Raw genomic sequence first — 22,594 nt, forward strand, 5'->3', positions numbered from 1 at the left:
ATCCGAAAATATTTTACCTCCTTTAAAAAATATTTTTTTATTAAAACTCTTATATTACTAGACTTCTATTATAGAAAATATTACAATAATAAAAACAAGATAAACGGAGACTTTAACATGCAAAGAAAAACATTTTTAGGGATATTTTTACTTACTAGTATTTTCTACTATATTATTCCACTACTTTTTTTGAAATTCTACAATGGCACTAGTGATAAAGCTGGTTTCATTTTAATATTGGTTTATGGATTCACTTCATTTGCTATAACACTATTAATATCATACTTTATTCAAAGAACTATATTTATACCCGTATTAAGTACTATTCTAGCACTTCCTTTATTTTTCATCTTTAATTCAAGTGCTCTAGTTTTATTACTTATTATAATAGTTTTTTCATTTATAGCTTATGGTCTATCATCATTATTTAAATAATTAAGGAGAGCATATGACAATATTCAAACGTAATTTAATAATAGCTACAGGTATATATTTACTTTTTTATCTTACACCTATTTTAGCTAATCCTTTTATGGCTTTAAATTTATTAGAAGCAGCTATAGTTGGAATCTTAATTTTCGGTGGATTTTATTTAAGTTATATATTCATGTATACAAACAAAAGCAAACTCGATGAACGTACTAAAAGTACAATAATTACAATTTTAGTACTATTAATAGCATTACTGATATTTTTTAATCCTTTTAAATTTCCAACATCATTCAATATTATTATAAATAAATACTTAGCAATTCTAATTCTGATCTGACCCCAAAAAGTTAGACTTAGGATAGCGTAATAGTTATAATGACTGTTACGCTATCTTTTTTATATTTATACAGTCATATGTTTTATTCTATATTGCTTAGGACTTAACCATCCTAGTTTCTCTTTTATTCTCTCTTCATTATAGTATTTTATATATTTTTCAATAGCTAATTTCAGTTCCCTATAACTATTATATGTTGTTCCATAGTATATCTCTTGTTTTAATATTCCGAAGAAATTCTCCATTATCGAATTATCCAAACAATTTGCTTTTCTAGACATACTTTGGTAAATACGTTCTTCTTTTAACCTTTTCGAGTATGCCTTCATTTGATAAGCCCATCCTTGATCAGAGTGGAAAGTTCTCCTATAAGGGGATTTAGCTGTGACTTTAATAGCTTTTTCTAGCGCATCCATTATATTTTTAGCTGATGGGCTCTCACTTATACTATAGCTTATTATCTCACCATTATACATATCCATAAATGGATCTAAATAAAGTTTCTTTACTACTAATTTACCTCTCTCATTAACTTCATAATATTTAAATTCAGTTGTGTCTGTAGTGATTTTTTGATGTGGAATATTAGTATTGAATCGTCTTCTAATTCTATTCTTAGCTGTTTTTCCAATTTTCCCTTTATATGAATTGTATTTTCTACTTTTTCTAGTGAATGATGTAACCTGTAAGTCTAATTTTTGTATAATTCTTTGAACTTTCTTTTTATTTATTATATATCCTAAATTACGTAACGCACCATATATACGTCTATAACCATAATCTTTGTTATTCTTTCTTATTTCTAATATTTTCTCTTCAATTTCTTTATCTGGATTAACTCTATCGAATCTCTTCTGCCAGTACATATATGTTGCTTTTGGCATTTTCGCATATAAAAGAAGGTCTTTAAGTATGAATTCTCCTCGGAGACTGCTTATAATTCTCGCCTTCTTTTCATTTCTGCTTCTTCCGCTAAACGCAGTCTCCTCGCTTCTTTTAAAAATGCATTTTCTATCCTTAGTTGTAGTAATTGATCTTCTAATTCTTTTACATATTCTTTAGATATATTATCATTTGTGGTTTGACTTGTTGTTTCCTTACTTAACTTTTTAGGTGATTTAGCCATTAAGATTTTCCGACCTTTCCTTCGCTCTCTCAATGCATCAGGACCAGCTACTCTAAAGCGATTAACCCAGTTACAAATAAGTGCTGGATTATTTATACCTTCTTGTAAAGCTAAGTCATTGTATGAGAGTTCACTTGTTAAGTATAATTCTACAACATATATCTTTTTTTCGAAAGGATATTCTTCATTTTTTCTTGAACGATATAATCCATCATCTCCATATTTCTTATATTTGGCAACCCAAATTTCAATATTATTATGAGATTTTATATCATACTTTTTCGCTAACGATCTTATGCTTATGTTTTCATTTATATACTCTAGTACGACTTTCTTTTTAAATTCAAAATTATATTTAGTCATAAAAATACCGACCTCCAAAAAGTTAGATTTTTTGGTCTAACTTTTTGGGGTCGGTACATTCTTTTACTTGTATTAATATTTATAATAATACTAGCGAAAAAAATGGATAATTCTGTAATAGTAATTTTACTTTTTGCTCCGTCAATTATCCAAGGATTATTTATGAGACTTTCATATAAAGCAATGCTTTTCTACGTTGCAAATCCTAACTTCAATCTATATTTAATAGCGGCTATTTTCATTGGATACTATATTTATAACAATAGAAAGTAATCAATTAAAAAGGAATAATTAATCGTTTAGAACATCCCATATAACTATAAAAAACTGATAACCTAGATTTTCTTTCTAGATTATCAGTTTATTATTTTATTAATTATCTATCTCTACTTTTAATACTTTACCTGATACTGCATCTACTACTACATCATACTCTAATCCATTAGCACGTGCTTCTACTTTGTACACGTATAAAGATGATCCATTATTTTTCGGCGCATAGTCATCTTCGTATTTAGGTTTAATTTTTACAAAGTTAATATTTTGCTCCGATACTGATATTGCCTCTGCTACAATTGAGCGAATCTCTTGTTGTGACTTAGCATTTTGTTGTGTATTGTTGTTATTTCCGTTGTTATTTGAATCTGTTTGATTTCCTGTATTCAACTTAATATTTGAGTAAGCATCTTGAATTTTACTTCTTTGTGCAGTTTCATATTTATCATATGCATAGGCTCCTACTCCACCAGTCACCACTACAACTAATGCTCCGATAATTAATGGTTTTAAAAAATTTCTTTTTGTTTTTTTAGGTTGTTCATTATATTGGTTTTCATATTCGATATTTTCTACATAAGTTCCTTCAATTGTTTCGATTTCGTTATTATTTATATTTTTTGTCATTTTTAATTTACCTCTTTTTCTTTATATTTTTATTATATCTTCGTTTTATGAACGTTAAATGAAGATTTCATTTTTATTCTTCTCTTTCGATATTTTTATTATATCTTTATTTTATGAACGTTAAATGAAGATTTCATTTTTATTCTTCTCTTTCGATATTTTTATTATATCTTTATTTTATGAACGTTAAATGAAGATTTCACTTTTGTTCTTCTTTTAAGATATTTTTATTATATCTATGTTTTATGAATCTTAAATGAAGATTCATATTAATTTATAATTTTCTAAAATATAAAAAAGGAGTGACTCAAAAAAATCGATTTCTACATTACGATTTTCGAGTCACTCTTCCTCATTTTTTTTAAAGATTAACTACAAATTTTGTTCCTTTTGGTTTATTATCTAAAACAGCTATTTTACCATTATGTAATTCTACTATTTTTTTCGTTATAGATAAACCTAGCCCTGAAGAGTTATCTTCTGTTGTTGTCCTTGATTTATCTACTTTGTAAAATCTATCCCAAATATGTTTTTTCTCATTATCATTTATCCCTATTCCGTCATCTGTAACTTCAAGTATTATTCTATTTCTTTTTGCTAAACAAACTTTTACTTCTGTTTCCGCATATTTCAAAGCATTAGATAATAAGTTATCTATCATTCTCATAATTAACGCTTCATTAGCATTTACTATTATATTTTCTTCTATATTTAATGATAATTTTATATTCCTATTATCAAATAAGATTTTATAGTCTTCCAAAGTATATTTTATTCGATCCGACAAATTTAGTTCTTCTTTTGGAATCTCTAAACGACTATCTAATCTAGCTAATTCTAAAATTTGATTTATCATAGAAGTCATTCTCTTACTTTGTCTTTCTATAACATCAAAAGATTCCTTTGCATCTTCCACAGAATCGGTATACTTAGCTCCATATTCACTTTCTGCCATTATTACGGAAATCGGTGTTCTAAGTTCATGTGATACATCTGAACTAAATTGACGTTCTCTTTTCGAAGAATTCTCTAATGTTTCTAACATTTCATTAAAAACTTTACCTAATTTATGCACTTCATCCGCACCATCTTTTATAGTAATTCTTTTACTAAGGTCATTACTCTTTGCGATAGCATCAGCAGTTTCAGTCATATCTCTAACGGGTTTTAATGAACTCCTAATAATTAAATATCCACCATACATTATAACTATTATAACAAACGGGCTTCCTATACTTATTATTAATGGTAATATCCAACTATTAATATTATTAGTAATTTGTATTACTCCTCGGACATATTTTCCATTTCCTAAGCGCGCAGAACTTGTTTCTAAATCATAATACAGATATTTATTATTAGTAACATCTTTATACTCGGAAATAACTCCTAGACTAAAATCATTAACTTTAAAATTTCTTGGCACAGCCCCTGCAACAAGGTTCCCATCTTTATCATAAACAGATAACGTAACACCATCCTCAAAAGGAGTAAACTTATCTCTTCCAGTAGAAATTTCTGTTACTTCTTCTATCAATCTTTTCTCACTATTTTTTCCTACTACACTATCTCTAACTAAAAATGTCCCAACTATCAATGATCCTATTAATAAAACTATAAATGTTGTATACCATAAAGTGATTTTGAAAGTTAATGATACTTTTCTAAATGGAAATATCGATAATTTCTTGATTCTATTTAACAAAGTATCCTAACCCCCTTTTAGTGTAAATAATAGTCTTATCTGTACCGTTATCTAATTTTTTTCTAATATTTTTTATAATAACATCTACAATATTAGATGCCCCGTCATAATCATAATCCCAAACGTGGTTAAGAATTTGATCGCGACTTAGGATACTCTCTTTATTTTTCATAAGATATTCTAATACCTCATATTCCTTACCAGTTAAGCCAATATTTTGACCATTTCTTAACACTTGTTTCTTCGAAATATCCAAAACAACATCATCTACTTGGATAACATTAGTTGCTAAACCATAGTTACGTCTCATCAAAACTCTTATTCTAGCTAATAACTCATCAAACTCAAACGGCTTAACTATATAATCATCTGCTCCGCTATCAAGACCAACGATTTTATCTTCTAAAGTATCTTTTGCTGTTAACATTATAACAGGTGTATTATTTTTACTCTCACGAAGTCTCGCTATAAACTCATAGCCATCAACATTTGGCATCATTATATCTGTAATAATCAAATCATACTCACTATAGCTAACAAAATCCAGAGCTTCTTCACCATCAAAACAACTATCTACACTATAATTATTTTTCTTTAAATGCTTAGTTATTATTCTATTCAAATCGCGTTCATCTTCAACAACAAGTATTTTCATAACAATCTCCTCGTACTAAATTTCTACTATATTTTACTTAATTAATATGTAAATGTAAAGATAGTGACTCAAAAATCGTAATTTCGAAGAAATCGATTTTATCTAGTCACTTTCCGCAGTGGTTTTTTGGAGTCAACTCCTTTATAATTTCATTTACTATACATTCTAAAATAAAAAAATGAATCTAAAATGAAAAAAGACACCTATTCATAAATAGATGTCTTAGACGTAATAGCCAAGATTTCAACCTGAGCCTCCTCCATCAAGGCGTACTCACTCTATACTACTCCTTACGTCATTTTTATTATACCATATTAACTTTTTTCTTTCTATGTTAAAAAAGTTTGTTTAATATATAAAATATCAACGGAAAGTAAAATAAATAGAGCCTTGATTTCAAAGGCTCTATCTACTTTTATTCATTCTCTTCTAAATTATAAAGTAATTCATACAATGCTTTCGCATCCAGTTTTTCTTTTTCTTCTTTACTAATATCTCGAACTAACTCCCCACGATGTAGAACTATTATTCTGTTCCCATATTTGACTGCATCTTGAATATTGTGAGTTATCATTAAAGCTGTTAAGTTTTTCTCTTCAATCTTTTGTCGAGTAAGCTCCATTATTTTCTTCTGAGTTTTTGGATCTAGTGCAGCTGTATGTTCATCAAGAAGTAAAAGTTTTGGAGTAGTCATAGTTGCCATTAAAAGTGCTATAGCCTGACGTTGACCTCCAGATAATAGACCCATTTCACTATCTAATCTGTCTTCAAGACCTAAATCTAAAGTTGCTAATAACTTTTTAAATAGTTCTCTATCTTCTTTAGTAGTTCCTGGTTTAAATCCTCTCACTTTACCACGGCGAAGTGCTAAGGACATATTTTGTGCAACAGTCATACGAGGAGCTGTCCCATCTAAAGGATTTTGGAAGACTCTACTGATAAATCCTGCTCTCTTATGTTCTACTATACTACTTACATCTTTTCCTTCAATTAAAATCTCACCACCATCTAGTGAAAAAGAACCAGCAAGTGCGTTAAGAAACGTTGATTTCCCCGCTCCATTTCCTCCAAGAATAGTAATGAAATCACCATCTTTGATTTCAAGACTAACATTTTTCAAAGCATGTTGTTCTCTAATCGTACCTGGAAAGAACGTTTTATCTATTTTATTAATTTTTATAAATGACATGATCTATACATCCTTTCTCTTAGCTTTTAATTTTAATTGAGGCAATGTTAAGAATATGGCAATAACTAGTGCTGAAACTAATTTAAAATCATTAGCACCGATAATATTAAGTTTTAACACTCCAACTAATAATAATCTATAGATAATTGCTCCACAAATGACACATATCAATCTTGTCGTAAAAGTCACATCCTTGAAGATTACTTCACCTATAATAATTGCTGCTAAAGCTACTACTATAACTCCAATTCCGCTGTTAACATCAGAATAACCATTATTTTGTGCTAAAATTGCACCAGCTAAAGAAATAATTCCATTAGCAAGCATTAATCCTAAAATCGTCATCGATTTAGTAGAAATACCTAGAGCAGTTGCCATTTTTTCATTATCCCCCGTTGCAATTAAACTCTGACCTAATTCTGTTGAAAAGAATAAAGACATAGCGAAGATAATTAATCCAGAAAGAATAATTCCAACAAGTACAGTATCATAATGAGTTGGTAAGTTTAATCCCTGAATCTTACTAAAAATCGTATCTTTATTGATTAAACTTAAATTTGGTCTTCCCATAATTCTAAGATTCACCGATAGTAATGCAGTCATTGTTAAAATCCCAGCAAGTAAACTTGGTATCTTACAAACAGTAATTAAAAATCCTGTAACAAGTCCCGCTAACATTCCAGCTACTATTGAAATCAATGTAGCAATAATAGGATTAATACCATTATGTATACAGATTACACATACCGCAGCTCCTAATGGATACGCACCTTCAGTCGTCATATCTGCAATATTTAATACTCTAAAACTAATAAATAATCCAAGCGATAATATCCCCCACAGCATCCCCTGTGAAATCGCGGAAACAAATAAATCCATTTTACACCTCTTTTTTTATTTTTCCCTAAACTAATTTTATATAATTTAGAGCGACTCATAAACAACTATTTAGAATACTGATTTTATGAGCCGCCCCTTTAATTTATTTACTGCCTAAAATAGTTTGTTAATAATATAATATCAATAATATTATTTTTTATCTACTACTTTTGCTTTATCTTTAATTTCTTTTGGAATTTCAATTCCTAATTGTTTTGCTTTTGCTTCATTTAGATAAATTACACCTTCATTAGCAAGTACGATTGGCATATCTTTAGTGTCTGCACCTTTTAATACTTTAGCAACAACTTTAGCTGTTTCTACACCGATTTGATATTGGTCAACACCTAGTCCTAAAAGTCCTCCGTCAGCTACCATTGTGTCTGCAGATGGGAATACTGGAATTTTCTTAGCGTCTGTTACTTTTACTACTGTTGCCATTGCACTAGCGATTGTGTTATCGATTGGTACAAAAATTGCATCAGTTTGTGAAGCAAGGCTTTCTGTTACTTGTTGAATATCATTTGTGTTTGCTACTGTTGATACTTTAACTTCTAATCCTAATTCTTTAGCTAATTTTTCAGCTTCTTGAGCTTGTTTTACAGAGTTATCTTCACTTGCTGTGTATAGAATACCAACTTTTTTCATGTTAGGTAATACTTTTTTCATGATTTCAAGTTGTTGTTTAATTGGAGTTCTATCACTAACACCAGTAATATTGTTTCCTGGTTTATCTTCAGCTTTAATTAATCCTGCTTCAACTGGATAAGTAATACCACCCATAATGATTGGTTTATCTTTAGTTGCGTTTGATAGAGATAAAGTAGCTGGTGTTGTAATACCTACTAAGATATCGTTGTTATCTGTAACTAATTTTTGACCCATACTCGCTAAGTTACTTTGATCACCTTGAGCATTTTGAAGATCAATTTTTAAATTCTTACCAACTTCATATCCTTCTTTTTTAAGTCCATCTTCTAAACCTTTATAAATTTGGTCAAGCGCTGGGTGACTAAGTAATTGAAGTACCCCTACTTTTACCTCTTTATTATCAACTTTTTTAGTATCTTCACCTTTCTTACTTGAGAAGTAACCATAACCTAATACACAAACTAATAATACCGCGAATGCTACAAAAATTTTATTTATTTTCATTTTAATAATCTCCTTTTTTTCTTTAATAATATTTTTTGTAATCAAATTTTAGAAGCGTATCTATAGAAAAAGACCACTAGCATAATATCTAGTGGTCCCTCGACATTTTTTTAATATAAAAAACCACCTAGATATTTCTATGTGGTCTCATTTTTTCATCACAAATAATCCACATAGATACTTACTTCTCACCTGAGAGTCGTATCTATGTTAAAAAGAAACAAGATCGACTCAGTATCTAGTGGCTTTGCCAACGAATATTTAATTGTAGCGTGTCAACTTGATACAGTTTCATAAATCTTTTTTCTCCTTTACGTTTAATTCTTGTTTACATTATAGCAACAGTTTTTTTTATTGTCAAGATATTTTTCTAAAAAAATTAAAAGATTCTGACAATTTATCTAAAATTATTCATACCTTTGAATTTTCAGCTTGTAAAGAAAATAGTAAATACAAATATTTTCAAAAGAATATTAAAAAGATATTAATAGTGTTTTATGTATATTTGCTGTACTATAAAAACTAAGGTGTTTTCTCAATATTTTTTGAAACTTATGAAAATAATTCGTTTTCATAGCTAAAATATTGATATTTAAATATTAATACACATATAGAAACTTTCAGACTACTGTTATACAGCCATTTATTATTAATTATAATAAATAGTATTTTACATGAAAATAAAATTGAAAATATATCATTTTCATGAAAATTTACACTTGAAAATACATTTTCAGAGGAGTATGATAGATATATGTTATTAAAAAATAAGTTAGGAGAATTTTTATGGATAGCCAGATAGCTATAGAAGAAAAAGACAAATTATTTAATAAAGGATTTATAACAATAACTACAATTAATTTTATCGTATTTTTAATTTATTACTGTTTCGTAGTTATTACAGCAAAATACGCAACGTCTCAACTAGGTGCTACTGCTGCTCAGGCAGGATTCGCCGCTGGTATTTATATTATCGGTACACTTGTTGCTAGACTTTATATTGGGAAAAAATTAGAAATTGTTGGGCGTAAACAAATTTTACGTTTTGGAGCGTTAATCTATTTAATCACAACAGCAGCTTACCTAATTTCATCTAACATTGTTATTTTAGATACAGTTCGTTTCTTAAATGGATTTGCTTATGGGACTATCTCTACTGCAGCTAATGCAATAGTTACAACTTACATTCCTAAATCTCGTAACGGTGAAGGTATTAACTACTACGGATTAAGTACAAGTTTAGCAGCTGCAATCGGACCATTTATTGGTATGTTATTACTTCCTATTACAGGATTTAATGCAGTTATTATTTTAGCAATCGTATTATCTGTAGCAGTTACAATTGCTTGTTTCTTATTCCCAGTTCAAAATATCGAATTAGACGAAAAACAAAAAAAATTATTAAACAGCTGGGCTTTAAATACATTTATTGAATACAAAGTATTATTCATCTCTACTGTAGCATTCCTAGTTGGTTTAGCTTACTCTAGTGTATTAGGATTCTTATCTATCTACGCTGATAGCTTAAACTTATCTACTGCTGGAGCATTCTTCTTTGTAGTATATGCTCTTATCGTTACAGTTACTCGTCCATTCGCAGGACGCGTATTCGATGCACGTGGTGAGAATGCAGTTATGTATCCAAGTTTTGTATTCTTAACATTAGGATTATTAATGTTAAGTTTCACAAACGGTAGCTTCATGTTATTATTCTCTGGTGCTTTAATCGGTTTAGGATATGGAACATTCATGTCAAACGGACAAGCTGTTTGTTTAAAACTTGTTGATTCTACTAAAGTAGGTATTGCATTATCTACATACTTCATCGGATTAGACCTTGGTCTTGGATTTGGACCATATGCACTAGGTACTGTTCAAGGAATCTTATCATACAGAGGAATTTACATCCTTTGTGCAATAGTAACAATTGGAGTAACTGTTCTTTACGCTATGTTCTACAAAGCTAAAGAAGTACCAGTGTTAAAAACTAAAACTAGTCGATAGTAATATTAAAAACTTTAAAAAGTAGTCCTAAATTAAGGGCTACTTTTTTTATAGATATTTATTATTAATAACAAAAGGGAGTGACTCAAAAATCGTGATTTCGTAGAAATCGATTTTGTCGAGTCACCCCCGCACAGTTTATTAGATATCTAAAGAGCTTTTACAAGGCGAATTTAGATATCAATAAACCACTGCGTCTATATATTCTCATATGAACTTTGTTAAATTTTAAGACTTTTGAGTCAACCTCTTTTATTTTTCTGGATAACGTCTTGCGACATCAACTAACTTATCTTTTATAATCTTTTTAGGGTCTTCATTAAGATGATAACACATTGCTAGAGCATAGATTAACACATCTGCTAGCTCATCTTTTATCTCTTGTATATTATCTCCCTCTTCACTCCATTGAAAATGCTCTAATAGTTCTGCCGCTTCTATCGATATACTTTTAGAAAATCTTTCTAAAGTATCGTACTCTCCCCAACCTCTTTTTTCTTGAAACTCAGTTATTATAGTTTTTAATTCTTCCATCTTTTTACCTTTAAATTAAGCTGTTGTTTGTTAAATTATTATATAAATTGTAAAATTCCGCTAAACTTAGAGTTTCACTTCGTCTTCCAGGTTCAATATCACTGTCTACACAAGCATTTTGCAGATCTTGTTTCTTATCTTTACCATAACTTGAAATTAAATTATTAAGCAAAGTTTTTCTACGTTGTACAAAACATGAGCGCACGAATTTAAAGAATTTGGCATCAGTTTCAAATTCGCGAGTTTCTTTTGTCATGATTTTTACAACAGCACTCTCAACATTCGGTGCAGGTACAAATACTTTTTTCGGTACAGTAAATAAATACTCAACATCTGTATAGTAATTTAATAAAATTGTTAATGAGTTATAATCTTTTGTTCCTACCTTAGCATTTAATCTATTAGCAACTTCTTTTTGCATCATAACTACATAACCATCAATTTTCTCAGTGTTCTCAATTAAATGAGTTAAAATCGGTGTAGTAATGTAATAAGGTAAGTTAGCTACTACCATAATTTTTTCACAATCTGACATCTTCTCAGCAATTATTTTATCAACATCGACTTTTAAGATATCGTTATTGATAATCTCAACATTAGAATAATCAGCAAGTGTCTCAGATAAAATTGGTAAAAGTCTACCATCAATTTCAAACGAAATTACTTTTTTAGCTTTTTTAGCTAATGCTTCTGTAAGAGAACCTATCCCAGGCCCTATTTCTATTACTCCTATATTTTCATTTACTCCTGCTCCATCAACGATTCTATTTAAAATATTCGCATCTATCAAGAAGTTTTGTCCTAAACTCTTCTTAAATGTAAATCCGTGTTTTTTTAGTATTTCAAAAGTGTTCTTAGGTGTTCCTATCATTATTTCAATCCTTTACTTATTTTTTCCATCTCATCTAATAAACGTTCTTTAGAAATATTATACATATTAAGTTTATTTAGTAGTTGTTTTGCATTAGTATATCCTATATTTAATCTTTCACAAAGTTCTTCTCTTAGGACTTTTGACGTAGTTCCTCCTACTAAACCTAACTCTATCAATATTTCATTACTTATATCATTTTTCACCTCATCCATCGGTGTATAATAATTTTTTATAGCCGCTATAATATCTTCTTTGCTCGCAGCTTCTATTCCAATTTTCCCTTTACTATCAACGGCCTTTTTATTTGATATATATGCATGTTTTGCCGTAGGGATATTTTTTTCTATTATACTTCTAATTCTTTTCCCCGCATAATCAGGATCTGTTAGAACTATTAATCCTCTTGTTTTTTCTAAAAAGATTAATCGTTCTATTTTTTTCTTAGTAAGAGCAGAGCCATTAGTTTCAAATGTATCGCAATCTATTGCTTCTTTAACCCTATTGGTATCATCTCTTCCTTCTACTACTATTATTTCTTTGATTTTCATTTTATTATCCTTTAAAAAATTCATCAGTCTATTATAACATATTTAGACAAATTTTGCTCATGCTAGTATGAATATTTCAAATAGTTGTATAGTTCATGCGTAATTTCATGGTGAACTTTATACTTATAACCTCCGCAAAGAAATTTCTTTTTTAATTCAAACTTCTCTTTAAGCTTAATTTTTTCTCGTGCTTTTCCTTTTTTACACACTAGTATTTCCCAATGTTTTTCAAACTTAACTAAGTAGCAATCGTAAGTCCTATCTTTTCCATATTCTCCCCAAAAATATAGGAATCCAACAAATTCAAATAGTATATGCCACCATTTTACTGTTTTTCTTCTTTCCAACAAATAAACTTTCTCACTCTTAATAAGATAATTATATAATTCTTCCATAACTCCCACCTCTTTATACTAATTATAACATAAAAAAATCCTTTGCAGAAAATACTGCAAAGGAAAGTTTATTAATGTATATCTTTTTTCTTAAAGTTAGCTCCACTTACTTCACTAACTGTTCCAATCGATAGAAAGGCATTCTTATCATTTCTAAATACAATTTTTTTCAGTTTTGATTCTTCAATACGAGTGATTACACAAAAGATAATTTTTGTTTCTTGTCCTGAATAACCGCCTTCTCCGTGTAATAAAGTCACTCCACGACCAAGTCTATCTTGAATTTCTTGACTTATTACTTGGTAATTACTTGTAATAACCATAACCGATTTAGAGTCATTTAGCCCCTCAATAACGATATCCATAACTTTAGATGCGATGAAATAACTTATCATAGAATATAATGCAGCTTCCCATGTGAAAACAAATCCAGATGCAATAAAGATAACAACATTTATTCCAAGAACCATCTCACCTACAGAAATTGGTAACTTTTTAGTAGCATAGATTGAGAACATCTCACTACCATCTAATGTACCACCATTTCTAATAACTAGCCCTACTCCAATTCCAAGTATAATCCCTCCGAATATACAGGCTAAAAATGGATCTGTAACTAGTGGTGGAATGCTATGGAAGTATGATGTAGCTACAGAAAGAATAACAATACCAAAAATAGATGCTATCGAAAATCCTTTACCTATCTGTTTATATCCTAAATATAAGAATGGAATATTTAAAAGAAAGATAAATAATCCAAGTGGTAATCCTAAATAATGGCGGGCAATAATAGATACCCCAATCACTCCTCCATCTAGGATATTATTAGGAATTAAGAAAAATTCTAATCCTGCTGCAAAGATCAACGATCCTATAACTATACTAATATATTTCTTTAAAAATTCTAATCTACTATCCATTGAATCTCCTTTTTATTTTATTTTTTGACAAATAGGACAAAAATGACTAGAACGACCTTTTATTGTAACATTTTCAACATCATGACCTAATGGACAAACCTTCTTACCATAAATTTGGTGGAAATTCTGCATATTCCCTTCCCCACCATCTGTATGTACATAGTCTGAAATTGTAGACCCCCCCTCTTTTATCGCTAATTCTAAAATATCAACTAACTCTTTAAATAGACTTTCTTTTTTCTTTTTAGAAAGTTCACTCGCCTTAGTTAAAGGGTGTATTTTTTGACGATACAATACTTCACAATCATAAATATTACCACATCCGCAAAATACATTCCCTTCAAGAAGCAATGCTTTAATAGATTGATCTTTATATTTATTCTCATCTAATTTATCTAGAAAATACTTTTTAGCTTTTTTATCAAACGGTTCTGGAGCCAGATTAACAAAAGGTTTAAATTTCGTTACATCTTCTATGTATCTAAGTTCACCAAATCTTCTAATATCACTGTAGATTAATTTTTCACCAGTCGATAATTCGAAAATCACATGTTGATGTTTGAAATAGTTTTTATTAGTAATTTCTGATATGTCTTTTACTAAAAAAAATGCTCCTGTCATTCCAAAATGTGTGATAATATATCCTTCATTTAATGTAAAATATAAATATTTCCCTCTTCTAGATAATTTCTCTATAGTTTTACCTTTTACATTTTCTGAAAAATAATTTATATCCTGCTTCACTATCGCCATTTTATTCAATTTATGACTTTCTGTTACAACATTTGAATATTTCATATCTAGAATTTGCTTATTTATTACCACTTCTTCAAGTCCAAATTTTATATTCTCTACCTCAGGTAATTCTGGCATAATATACTCCTATTTTTATACTTACATTTTTATTTTAATATAAATATTTGAAAATATCAAAAATTTCCCACTTTTATTTTTCTAATTTTCAATATTTATCCCCAATTTTCACCTTTATTATGGCAACAAATTGAAATTTGTAGTATAATAAAAAAGTTATAATGTATAGAAGGGATTATATTAAATGAAAGAAAGAATATCTAGAAGAGATAGAATCAGTTCTGGATCAAGAAATGATAAACGTTCTCCTAAAAAAAGAAGTTTAAAAAAAATAATATTTACAGTTCTAGCATTGCTGTTCTTAGGAACAGGAGCTTTTGCAGCATACACGTTCTTCAACTTCTATAATTCAACTCAAAAAGGATACAAAAAAGTTGATTACTTAAAAGAAGTTGATCCTAACTTTAAGAAATTTTCAGTATTAATTTTAGGAATAGATATGAACGATGATCGTAAGGCTCAAGGTCAAACACGAGCAGACAGTCGAACAGACTCTATGATTTTAGCAACTGTTAACAAAGATAAAAAACGTATGGACATGGTTAGTATTCCTCGTGACTCACTTGCTTTAATGCGTGAAAAAAATGACGAGAATAATGATAGTGCATACTTCTATGATAAGATTACTCATGCTCATGCTTATAATGATGTAAAAGGAACAACAAACGCAGTAGAAAACTTATTAAATACACCTATCAACTTCTACGTATTAATAAACTTCAAAGCTTTTGAACAAACAGTCGATGCCTTTGGTGGAATTGATTTATACGTACCATTCGATATGGATGAACAAAACGCCAATGGTGAAGAAAACACTGTTAAATTGAAAAAAGGATGGCACACTCTAAACGGTGAACAAGCTCTTGCCTTTGCTCGTAGTAGATATTACGATAGTGATATCGAACGTGGTCAACGTCAGCTTCAAGCTATTCACGCTCTTATCGATAAAGCAAAAAGCTTAAATGCTTTAACTAAAATCAATGATGTAATTAATATCGCAGGTGATAATGTAGAACATAACCTATCAACGACAGAAATCTCTTCAGCGATAAAAATGTTCTTTAATGATGATATTCAAATCGTTTCACACAGAATCGATGGATATGATGTAATGTATAACGGTGTATATTACTACTATCCTCGTCCACTATCTCTATTATACGCATCATCTGCACTGAGAGATAATTTAGATTTACCATTACCAAAAGCGAAAGACTTACTAAACATTTACTATCAAGGTCATATAAGTATAGGATTAAAAGAATATAGAATAAATGATTTATTACCAAAAACTATATATCCTCAAGTTGGACTTACAATAATGTCACCAGAAGACTTACTGGCAAATCTTCCTGAAAGACTTACTAAAAAAGATTTAAAAAATGATATTACCGTAAGCAATGAAAACAGACCTGATGAAAATGGTAATACTGAAAACAATGCTAACAATAGCAATGAACAGCAAAATACTACAACTGGTGTCGGTACAACAAATGCTAATCAAAATACCGGAGTAAATAATAATTAAGAATAAATAATATCCCATCAAAACTAATTTTGATGGGATATTATTTATTTATTTGAAAATTTTACATTTACAGTTCCAGTAGAAGAAGATGTAAACAGCGTTTTCTTTTTATTAGAACCATTTGTGAAATTAGATTCATTATCGTTTAATTCAGCAAGAATATTACCAGTTGAAGATTTTAGAGAAATAGAGTTATTTGCTGTAAGATTGAATAATGAAATATCCCCTGTATTGGTTTCTAAATTAATATTATCTGTTGATTCATTAGGTAAATTATTTAATGTTATATTTCCAAGTTTATTAGATATATTGATATTTTTTATAGTTGATGATGATAAATCAATATCTCCAGTATTATTATCAATATTTAGATTGCTAATACCGCTAATATTATTTAGTTTTATGTTTCCAGTAGCAGTCTTTATTTTTAGAGAATTATTTTTACTATTTAAGTTATCTATATTTAAATTTCCAGTTGCTAAATTAATATCAGCATCTAAAGCTGAAATATTAGTTATATATACATCACCTAGTTTACTATTAATTATAAGAGATTTAATATCTAGATTCTTGATAAAATAATCTCCTATTTTATTAACTGAATTGATATCGATATTAGAAGATTTAGGTATTTTTATAATAAGTTTTCTTTTTTCAGTAAAGAAATTAAAATTAATACTCACAATATTTTCATTTTCTTTTATAGATAACTTATTTCCTGTGTGCTCTATATTAACTTTACGTTCTAGAGCAGTATAGTATTCTATTTCTATATTTTTAGAAGCAGTATTCTCTTCTATTGTTACATCGGAATCAATGATATCTATATCTAAGTTTTTAACATCATTAACTGAGACAGTATAATTCTTTTTCTCAGAATTAGAAGAAAATCTAGGTATATTACCATTATTTAAGTATGTTGCAAAACCTATTAGTATGAAACCAGTAATTATCAGGCTAAAGGCGATTTTAATAAATTTATTCATTGATATACACCTCTTTTTTGAAAACTTTCACAAACATTTTTTTGAAACTCCAACCATTTTTCCTTACTTTTTTTAATGATTTTAATAAATAATAAATTCCTATTAAACCAATTCCTGTAATAATAAAACCAAAGCCTAAAGTATCTAAACAATAAGCTATGTTCTTTTCATATATAAGGTAGAAGGGTGCTTTAAATATAAGAGCAATCCCCCCAACGAAAAATGAAATTACAGCAAGTACCAAACTGAATATTAAAGACACAAAAGCTATAAAAAAGCTAGCTACTAAAGAAAAAATAGTAATCCAAATAGGGAAAAGTAGTATAGCAATAATTATATTAGCTGCTGAGGGTGTTTTTTGTGGTATAAATCTCCATACTAATTTTTTCTGTCTTTTTTTTATATTATGTTCATCTAAAATTTGGCCAACAATATCGTCTATATTACCTAATTGCGATACAGCTTGTTCTTCGCTTAATCCTTCATCAACACGATCGTCAATCATTTCTTTGAAAAAATTAAGAGTCTTATATACTTCTTCCGAAGATAAATATATTCTTAATTCATTTTCCAAAAGAGTACAAAACTGTTTTTTATTCATGTTGTTCATCTCCTAAAATATATTTATGTGCATTACTAATCACTTGCCAGTCAATAAGAAATTCTTGAATTTTGTTAAGACCAATATCTGTGATTTTATAATATTTTCTTAGTCTACTATTGTGTTCTACAGAATAAGAAGTAACACAATTATTCGCTTCTAAACGTTTTAAGATAGGATATAATGTTGATTCTGATATTGGAATTACATCTGATACATCTTTTATAATTTTATAACCATATGATTCGGAATTACGTAAAGTAGCGAGGACACAGATTTCCAATAATCCTCTTTTTAATTGAGATTCCATACAAATATCTCCTTTCATATTATACTATACATTACATAGTATAATCTGTCAAGTAGTATAATGAGAAATACATTCTAATTATTGACATTTTATTTATAATACATCATAATTAATATAGTAAATTTAGCAAATTATAAATTATAAAGGAGGTACTATGGCGAAAAAATTTATTACAATCAAAGAAGATTCATACGATGAATTTGTAGAGAAAAAATCTACATTCATTACTCATCTTATAAGAATTAGTAGCGAAGAAGAAGCACGAGAGTTTATTCAAAAAATGAAGAAAAAACATTATGATGCTACACATGTTTGCTCATGTTATGTAGTTGGTGATAATAACGAAATAACTCGTGCTAATGATGACGGAGAACCTAGTGGAACTGCTGGCGCTCCAATGCTAGACGTACTAGTAAAAAACGAAATAAAAAATGTCTGTGCTACAGTTATCAGATACTACGGTGGAACTAAGCTAGGAACTGGTGGTTTAGTTCGTGCATATGGTGGTGGAGTAATTAACGCGCTAAAAAATGCAACATTAGTAGAAAGAAAAGATGCTTTTGAAGTCAGATTAGAATTAGACTATAGTCTAAACGGAAAAATAGAATATGAAATTGGAAAAACTAATTTCATCGTGAACAACTTAGAATACACTGACAAAATCATTTATACAATTTATGTAATGCAAGAAGACTACGATAGCTTTGAAAATTGGATTGCTAACCTAACTAACGGTCAATTCAAAATTCTATCTTCAAAAGAAAAACAACTAGAATTTGATATTAAATAAAACTAAGAAGGAATCAGAAACCATATTAAACAGTCTCTTATTCCTTCTTAGCTTATTTTTTATTCTTTCTCGAAAATTCTTCTATCCACTCTTTTAACACAGAGATACCCTTCTCTACTATCTTTTCTTTATTATTGAATGCTAAATCCAAGCCCTCTACTCTTATAACTTTAACTTTGTCTATTCCTAGGACGCTAAAAATTCCTCTCACATATTGAACTGCAAAGTCTAGATTAGTATATTGGATATGTTTATCAGATTCTCCCCCACTAGTAATGACAAAGGTTATTTGTTTATTAGAAGGATCTAATCCTATTAGAGACTCTACCTCACATTTAAAAGTTTCATTTACTATCATTATATTGTCGACATAATCTTTGAATTTTGATACTACATTAAAATTGTGAAGCGGCATATAAATAAACACTGCTTCAGCACTTTTCCATTGTTCTAACAGTTCTTTTTGTCTAATTTTATCTTTCTGTTCTCTATCTGTTAATAGTGCTCCCTCATAATTAAACATAAACTTATCCATCACGGGAATGTGAGTACTCGGATTATATAAATTTATCTTTTCGATATTGTTAAAACCTTCTTCTATTAATTTTTCTTCACCAATTTTTGCTAAAATATTAGAAATTCTATGCTTTCCATCAAAATCTGGATGACACATAATCTGTAAAATTTTCATACTTCACCTCATAAAATAAAATATTATAAAAAATGACTTCTTATCTAACATCAGATAAGAAGCCATTTATATTATTTAAATTCTGAATAAATAGTGTTTATAGTTTTTTCGTAATCATCGTTATGAACACCAACGATAATGTTAATCTCATCATTAGTTTGTGAAATTAGTGCAATATTTACTCCAGCTTCCCCTAGTGCTTTAAATAATCTGCCAGATAGTCCTTTTGTATTTTTCATTTTTTCCCCAACTGTAGCAATTAAAGAAATCTCATGAGTTACATTTACCTCATCCGCATCTAAAACAGCTTTAATTTTTGCTACTAGCTCATGAATAAATGGTCTAACATTACCTGTTTCAACAACTACAGAGAATGAGTCAATTCCACTTGGAATGTGCTCGATACTAACATTAAAGTCTTCAAAAATTTTAAGAGCTTTACCAATTAATCCAACTTCATTTGCCATGTGACGTTTTTTAATAGTAATAATAGAGAAATCTTTTTTCCCTGCAATACCTGTAACTATTTGTTTCTCATCTAGGTGTTTATTATCTGAGATAATAGTTCCTTCTGCTGTTGGATCATTTGTGTTACGAATCTGGATTGGAATGTCTTTATCACGAACTGGGAAGATTGCTTCTTCATGAAGAACACTTGCACCCATATATGAAAGTTCACGAAGTTCTGTATAACTAATTACTTTAATCTCATGTGGATTGTCAATAATACGAGGATCTGCCATTAAAATTCCAGATACGTCAGTCCAGTTTTCATAAACACTCGCATTAGCAATATTAGCAACAATCGCTCCACTAACATCTCCTCCACCACGAGTCATAATTTTAATTTCCCCATTTGGTCTACTTCCATAGAACCCTGGAATAAGAAGACGATCATATTCTTTTACAATTGCATCAAAAGCTGCTTGAGTTTTTTCAAAATCAATCTCACCTTGGTAGTTGTAGAAGATTAAGTCTTTAGCATCTACAAAGTGATATCCTAAATACTCTGCCATTAATAAAGCTGTTAAATATTCACCACGGCTTACTAAATACTCTTCATCAATTCCTTTGCTGATTTCAGATTTTAATTTAGTAAGTTCACCTTCAATATCAAATTTTAAGTTTAATTCATTTTTAATAGCAATAAATTTATCTTCAATCATTTTAAAGATATTATCAAAATTTATATTGTATTTAGTATGTGCATAGCATAAATAAAGTAAATCTGTAACCTTATTATCTTCTTTATTCGCCTTACCAACAGCACTCACTACAACAAAACGACGTGCATCGTCTAATTCTACAATATTTTTAACTTTTTTAAATTGTTCGGCACTTGCTACCGAGCTTCCTCCAAATTTTGATACTCTAACCATCGTAACTCCTTTTTCTAATTCATGTTATTTGTATTTTTGTTACTAATATATATTATATAACTATCTGTAGAAAAATCAATAAATTTTCTGAAAAATCTAACATTTATTTTTAATAATCACTTTATTCCTTATTTTTAATTATTTATGAAACTTAGCAACTACAAATTTACTATCTTTCTCTTTTACTTCATCAACTAAAGAACTTAATTGTTTTAATGAAATTTCTTTTGTTTTTACATAGTAGTTTTCTCTATATTGTTCAACACTCTCTACTAATTCACCAGATAATTCAACTGATGAACGTACTAAGTAATTTCTTCTAGTTAATTCTTCTGAATAAGATAAATCATTCTTAATTACTACATCAACTCGAGTTGAACCTTCATTAATATCAACTATATCTTGAACAATAGCATTTCCTGTTGGAAGTTTTCCAGCTCCTTGTCCATAAAACTTTAGTTCTCCGATAAAAGAACCATCTAAAGTAATAATATTATTGTTTAAAGGTACAGCCGCTTCTTGAGATTCTTTTCCAAATATAGAAAGCATTACAGAAGTCTCATACTCCCCATTTTCTACATTTGTTTCTCCAATATATTTAACAGCTAGGTCATACTGTTTTAAATAGTCTATATCATTTTTTGTAATATTTCTCATAGAGTATGTAGGAAATTCAGGTTTAACGTGAATATCAAAAGCAAGTGCATTACTTAAGATTATTTTGTTCACAACATCCCCACCGTCTACATCAGCACTTGGATCAGCTTCAGCATATCCTAAATCCTGAGCAGTTTTTAAAGTAGAATCAAATTCTTGATCATTTCTATACATATTATCTAAGATATAGTTACTTGTACCATTAAAAATACCATATACTCGTTTTACTTCATCAACACGTCTAGTTCTTTCTAAGTTTACAAGCCATGGAATTCCTCCACCAACACTAGCCTCAAAAATAAACTTAACATTATTCTTCTCAGCTAAAGCAACAAATTCATCTAAATGCTTCGCAGCTACTGCTTTATTCGCAGTAACAACATGTTTACCATTTTCTAAAGATCTTTTAATGAAATCATACGCAGGATTTAATCCACCTAAGCACTCGACTACAACCGAAATTTCTTCATCATTTAAAATTTCATTAAAATCGTCTGTAGCAAGATGCATCTTATCACGACTTCTTGCGAAAACACTCTTTACTTCAATTTTATCTAATTCTTCAGTTTTACCGTTAGTAATAATATCATATACCCCACTACCAACAGTTCCATATCCTAAAATCGCAATCTTCATAATTATTTTCTCCTAAGTTCATTATTTATTTTCAATTATATAGTTAAAGTTTATCAAGTATTTTATTTATGTCAAATAAATCAATTTGAAAATTTTCAAAAAATTTCAATTTTTTGATTATTTC

General features: G+C 29.0%; 26 protein-coding genes. 6 read left to right on the top strand and 20 right to left on the bottom strand.

Annotated elements, in window-relative coordinates; all coding sequences use genetic code 11:
* Positions 1-117 precede the first annotated feature (117 nt).
* Positions 118-435: a hypothetical protein gene (locus tag FOC48_RS06560; RefSeq protein ID WP_003147233.1), complete on the top strand. Its 318-nt coding sequence runs from the start codon at positions 118-120 to the stop codon at positions 433-435.
* A gap of 13 nt (positions 436-448) precedes the next feature.
* On the top strand, positions 449-769 hold the full coding sequence (locus tag FOC48_RS06565; protein WP_003147234.1) for a hypothetical protein: 321 nt from the start codon (positions 449-451) through the stop codon (positions 767-769).
* A 65-nt stretch (positions 770-834) separates the two neighbouring features.
* On the opposite strand, the gene FOC48_RS09785 is transcribed toward FOC48_RS06565, so the two are convergent.
* On the bottom strand, positions 835-1,812 hold the full coding sequence (locus FOC48_RS09785) for an IS3 family transposase (protein ID WP_331271073.1): 978 nt from the start codon (positions 1,810-1,812) through the stop codon (positions 835-837).
* Entirely contained in the window at positions 1,704-2,258 is a 555-nt protein-coding gene (locus tag FOC48_RS09990) for a helix-turn-helix domain-containing protein (protein ID WP_003148112.1), read from the bottom strand. Before FOC48_RS09990 ends, FOC48_RS09785 begins: the two co-directional genes overlap by 109 nt.
* A gap of 102 nt (positions 2,259-2,360) precedes the next feature.
* Between FOC48_RS09990 and FOC48_RS06580 the strand changes: the two genes are divergently transcribed.
* Positions 2,361-2,531 (top strand): hypothetical protein, encoded by a 171-nt coding sequence (locus FOC48_RS06580; RefSeq protein WP_216842911.1) that lies wholly within the window; start codon positions 2,361-2,363, stop codon positions 2,529-2,531.
* A gap of 99 nt (positions 2,532-2,630) precedes the next feature.
* Here FOC48_RS06580 and FOC48_RS06585 read toward each other — a convergent pair whose 3' ends face one another.
* From FOC48_RS06585 to trpX, 6 genes are all read right to left on the bottom strand, one after another.
* Positions 2,631-3,161 carry a PepSY domain-containing protein gene (locus FOC48_RS06585; protein WP_003147237.1) on the bottom strand — a complete coding sequence of 177 codons (531 nt, stop codon included), beginning with the start codon at positions 3,159-3,161 and terminating at the stop codon, positions 2,631-2,633.
* Positions 3,162-3,522: 361 nt separating this feature from the next.
* Positions 3,523-4,866, bottom strand: coding sequence for a sensor histidine kinase (locus tag FOC48_RS06590; protein ID WP_003147238.1), 1,344 nt, complete (start codon positions 4,864-4,866; stop codon positions 3,523-3,525).
* Complete coding sequence (locus FOC48_RS06595) at positions 4,856-5,521, bottom strand: response regulator transcription factor (protein WP_003147239.1); 666 nt, start codon at positions 5,519-5,521, stop codon at positions 4,856-4,858. Before FOC48_RS06595 ends, FOC48_RS06590 begins: the two co-directional genes overlap by 11 nt.
* 415 nt (positions 5,522-5,936) lie before the next feature.
* Positions 5,937-6,710, bottom strand: coding sequence for an ABC transporter ATP-binding protein (locus FOC48_RS06600; protein ID WP_003147241.1), 774 nt, complete (start codon positions 6,708-6,710; stop codon positions 5,937-5,939).
* A gap of 3 nt (positions 6,711-6,713) precedes the next feature.
* Positions 6,714-7,589: an ABC transporter permease gene (locus FOC48_RS06605; protein WP_003147242.1), complete on the bottom strand. Its 876-nt coding sequence runs from the start codon at positions 7,587-7,589 to the stop codon at positions 6,714-6,716.
* Positions 7,590-7,739: 150 nt separating this feature from the next.
* Positions 7,740-8,744, bottom strand: coding sequence for a tryptophan ABC transporter substrate-binding protein (gene trpX / locus FOC48_RS06610; protein ID WP_003147243.1), 1,005 nt, complete (start codon positions 8,742-8,744; stop codon positions 7,740-7,742).
* Between the two features lie 786 nt (positions 8,745-9,530).
* On the opposite strand from trpX, the gene FOC48_RS06615 reads away from it, so the two are divergent.
* The gene (locus tag FOC48_RS06615) at positions 9,531-10,748 is read left to right on the top strand and encodes an MFS transporter (RefSeq protein WP_003147244.1); all 1,218 of its coding nucleotides are present in this window, start codon (positions 9,531-9,533) and stop codon (positions 10,746-10,748) included.
* A 252-nt stretch (positions 10,749-11,000) separates the two neighbouring features.
* Here the strand turns inward: FOC48_RS06615 and FOC48_RS06620 are convergent, their stop codons facing one another.
* The 6 genes from FOC48_RS06620 to mutM form a co-directional block, all read right to left on the bottom strand.
* Positions 11,001-11,282 (bottom strand): nucleotide pyrophosphohydrolase, encoded by a 282-nt coding sequence (locus FOC48_RS06620; protein ID WP_003147245.1) that lies wholly within the window; start codon positions 11,280-11,282, stop codon positions 11,001-11,003.
* A gap of 10 nt (positions 11,283-11,292) precedes the next feature.
* Positions 11,293-12,153 carry a 16S rRNA (adenine(1518)-N(6)/adenine(1519)-N(6))-dimethyltransferase RsmA gene (rsmA, locus tag FOC48_RS06625; RefSeq protein ID WP_003147246.1) on the bottom strand — a complete coding sequence of 287 codons (861 nt, stop codon included), beginning with the start codon at positions 12,151-12,153 and terminating at the stop codon, positions 11,293-11,295.
* Positions 12,153-12,704 (bottom strand): ribonuclease M5, encoded by a 552-nt coding sequence (gene rnmV, locus FOC48_RS06630; RefSeq protein ID WP_003147248.1) that lies wholly within the window; start codon positions 12,702-12,704, stop codon positions 12,153-12,155. Before rnmV ends, rsmA begins: the two co-directional genes overlap by 1 nt.
* A gap of 62 nt (positions 12,705-12,766) precedes the next feature.
* Positions 12,767-13,099: a hypothetical protein gene (locus FOC48_RS06635; protein WP_003147249.1), complete on the bottom strand. Its 333-nt coding sequence runs from the start codon at positions 13,097-13,099 to the stop codon at positions 12,767-12,769.
* A gap of 71 nt (positions 13,100-13,170) precedes the next feature.
* On the bottom strand, positions 13,171-14,019 hold the full coding sequence (locus FOC48_RS06640) for a YitT family protein (protein WP_003147250.1): 849 nt from the start codon (positions 14,017-14,019) through the stop codon (positions 13,171-13,173).
* Between the two features lie 12 nt (positions 14,020-14,031).
* A complete protein-coding gene (mutM, locus tag FOC48_RS06645; RefSeq protein ID WP_003147251.1) occupies positions 14,032-14,892 on the bottom strand; it encodes a bifunctional DNA-formamidopyrimidine glycosylase/DNA-(apurinic or apyrimidinic site) lyase in 861 nt (286 codons plus the stop codon).
* 184 nt (positions 14,893-15,076) lie between these two features.
* On the opposite strand from mutM, the gene FOC48_RS06650 reads away from it, so the two are divergent.
* Positions 15,077-16,420, top strand: a complete 1,344-nt coding sequence (locus FOC48_RS06650) for an LCP family protein (protein ID WP_003147252.1) — start codon at positions 15,077-15,079, stop codon at positions 16,418-16,420.
* 44 nt (positions 16,421-16,464) lie between these two features.
* On the opposite strand, the gene FOC48_RS06655 is transcribed toward FOC48_RS06650, so the two are convergent.
* Genes FOC48_RS06655 through FOC48_RS06665 form a run of 3 tightly spaced genes read right to left on the bottom strand, consistent with a single transcriptional unit; the run spans position 16,465 to position 18,317 of the window.
* A complete protein-coding gene (locus FOC48_RS06655; RefSeq protein ID WP_003147253.1) occupies positions 16,465-17,406 on the bottom strand; it encodes a DUF4097 family beta strand repeat-containing protein in 942 nt (313 codons plus the stop codon).
* On the bottom strand, positions 17,399-18,007 hold the full coding sequence (locus tag FOC48_RS06660) for a DUF1700 domain-containing protein (RefSeq protein ID WP_003147254.1): 609 nt from the start codon (positions 18,005-18,007) through the stop codon (positions 17,399-17,401). The genes FOC48_RS06655 and FOC48_RS06660 overlap by 8 nt, the downstream gene beginning before the upstream one ends.
* Positions 18,000-18,317 (bottom strand): PadR family transcriptional regulator, encoded by a 318-nt coding sequence (locus tag FOC48_RS06665; RefSeq protein WP_003147255.1) that lies wholly within the window; start codon positions 18,315-18,317, stop codon positions 18,000-18,002. The genes FOC48_RS06660 and FOC48_RS06665 overlap by 8 nt, the downstream gene beginning before the upstream one ends.
* 154 nt (positions 18,318-18,471) lie before the next feature.
* Here FOC48_RS06665 and FOC48_RS06670 point away from each other — a divergent pair, with 154 nt between their 5' ends.
* Positions 18,472-19,107 (top strand): YigZ family protein, encoded by a 636-nt coding sequence (locus FOC48_RS06670; RefSeq protein ID WP_003147256.1) that lies wholly within the window; start codon positions 18,472-18,474, stop codon positions 19,105-19,107.
* Between the two features lie 52 nt (positions 19,108-19,159).
* Here the strand turns inward: FOC48_RS06670 and FOC48_RS06675 are convergent, their stop codons facing one another.
* The 3 genes from FOC48_RS06675 to FOC48_RS06685 all read right to left on the bottom strand — a co-directional run bounded on the left by FOC48_RS06675 (position 19,160) and on the right by FOC48_RS06685 (position 22,470).
* Complete coding sequence (locus FOC48_RS06675; protein ID WP_003147257.1) at positions 19,160-19,798, bottom strand: NAD(P)H-dependent oxidoreductase; 639 nt, start codon at positions 19,796-19,798, stop codon at positions 19,160-19,162.
* Positions 19,799-19,869: 71 nt separating this feature from the next.
* Positions 19,870-21,177, bottom strand: coding sequence for an aspartate kinase (locus FOC48_RS06680; protein ID WP_003147258.1), 1,308 nt, complete (start codon positions 21,175-21,177; stop codon positions 19,870-19,872).
* Positions 21,178-21,315: 138 nt separating this feature from the next.
* Positions 21,316-22,470 carry a homoserine dehydrogenase gene (locus FOC48_RS06685; RefSeq protein ID WP_003147259.1) on the bottom strand — a complete coding sequence of 385 codons (1,155 nt, stop codon included), beginning with the start codon at positions 22,468-22,470 and terminating at the stop codon, positions 21,316-21,318.
* Positions 22,471-22,594: the final 124 nt, after the last annotated feature.

The sequence above is a fragment of the Gemella haemolysans genome (assembly GCF_012273215.1).
Classification (GTDB): domain Bacteria; phylum Bacillota; class Bacilli; order Staphylococcales; family Gemellaceae; genus Gemella; species Gemella haemolysans_A.

Excerpts from the sequence above, each read along its gene's own strand:
- FOC48_RS06615 (WP_003147244.1), top strand. The coding sequence starts at position 9,531 with ATGGATAGCCAGATAGCTATAGAAGAAAAAGACAAATTATTTAATAAA.
- FOC48_RS06685 (WP_003147259.1), bottom strand. The coding sequence starts at position 22,470 with ATGAAGATTGCGATTTTAGGATATGGAACTGTTGGTAGTGGGGTATAT.
- FOC48_RS06565 (WP_003147234.1), top strand. The coding sequence starts at position 449 with ATGACAATATTCAAACGTAATTTAATAATAGCTACAGGTATATATTTA.
- FOC48_RS06585 (WP_003147237.1), bottom strand. The coding sequence starts at position 3,161 with ATGACAAAAAATATAAATAATAACGAAATCGAAACAATTGAAGGAACT.
- FOC48_RS09990 (WP_003148112.1), bottom strand. The coding sequence starts at position 2,258 with ATGACTAAATATAATTTTGAATTTAAAAAGAAAGTCGTACTAGAGTAT.
- FOC48_RS06650 (WP_003147252.1), top strand. The coding sequence starts at position 15,077 with ATGAAAGAAAGAATATCTAGAAGAGATAGAATCAGTTCTGGATCAAGA.
- rsmA (WP_003147246.1), bottom strand. The coding sequence starts at position 12,153 with ATGATAGGAACACCTAAGAACACTTTTGAAATACTAAAAAAACACGGA.
- FOC48_RS06605 (WP_003147242.1), bottom strand. The coding sequence starts at position 7,589 with ATGGATTTATTTGTTTCCGCGATTTCACAGGGGATGCTGTGGGGGATA.
- FOC48_RS06635 (WP_003147249.1), bottom strand. The coding sequence starts at position 13,099 with ATGGAAGAATTATATAATTATCTTATTAAGAGTGAGAAAGTTTATTTG.
- FOC48_RS06600 (WP_003147241.1), bottom strand. The coding sequence starts at position 6,710 with ATGTCATTTATAAAAATTAATAAAATAGATAAAACGTTCTTTCCAGGT.
- FOC48_RS06660 (WP_003147254.1), bottom strand. The coding sequence starts at position 18,007 with ATGAATAAAAAACAGTTTTGTACTCTTTTGGAAAATGAATTAAGAATA.
- FOC48_RS06680 (WP_003147258.1), bottom strand. The coding sequence starts at position 21,177 with ATGGTTAGAGTATCAAAATTTGGAGGAAGCTCGGTAGCAAGTGCCGAA.
- FOC48_RS06620 (WP_003147245.1), bottom strand. The coding sequence starts at position 11,282 with ATGGAAGAATTAAAAACTATAATAACTGAGTTTCAAGAAAAAAGAGGT.
- FOC48_RS06640 (WP_003147250.1), bottom strand. The coding sequence starts at position 14,019 with ATGGATAGTAGATTAGAATTTTTAAAGAAATATATTAGTATAGTTATA.
- FOC48_RS06655 (WP_003147253.1), bottom strand. The coding sequence starts at position 17,406 with ATGAATAAATTTATTAAAATCGCCTTTAGCCTGATAATTACTGGTTTC.
- rnmV (WP_003147248.1), bottom strand. The coding sequence starts at position 12,704 with ATGAAAATCAAAGAAATAATAGTAGTAGAAGGAAGAGATGATACCAAT.
- FOC48_RS06665 (WP_003147255.1), bottom strand. The coding sequence starts at position 18,317 with ATGGAATCTCAATTAAAAAGAGGATTATTGGAAATCTGTGTCCTCGCT.
- trpX (WP_003147243.1), bottom strand. The coding sequence starts at position 8,744 with ATGAAAATAAATAAAATTTTTGTAGCATTCGCGGTATTATTAGTTTGT.
- FOC48_RS06675 (WP_003147257.1), bottom strand. The coding sequence starts at position 19,798 with ATGAAAATTTTACAGATTATGTGTCATCCAGATTTTGATGGAAAGCAT.
- FOC48_RS06580 (WP_216842911.1), top strand. The coding sequence starts at position 2,361 with ATGGATAATTCTGTAATAGTAATTTTACTTTTTGCTCCGTCAATTATC.
- mutM (WP_003147251.1), bottom strand. The coding sequence starts at position 14,892 with ATGCCAGAATTACCTGAGGTAGAGAATATAAAATTTGGACTTGAAGAA.
- FOC48_RS06560 (WP_003147233.1), top strand. The coding sequence starts at position 118 with ATGCAAAGAAAAACATTTTTAGGGATATTTTTACTTACTAGTATTTTC.
- FOC48_RS06595 (WP_003147239.1), bottom strand. The coding sequence starts at position 5,521 with ATGAAAATACTTGTTGTTGAAGATGAACGCGATTTGAATAGAATAATA.
- FOC48_RS06670 (WP_003147256.1), top strand. The coding sequence starts at position 18,472 with ATGGCGAAAAAATTTATTACAATCAAAGAAGATTCATACGATGAATTT.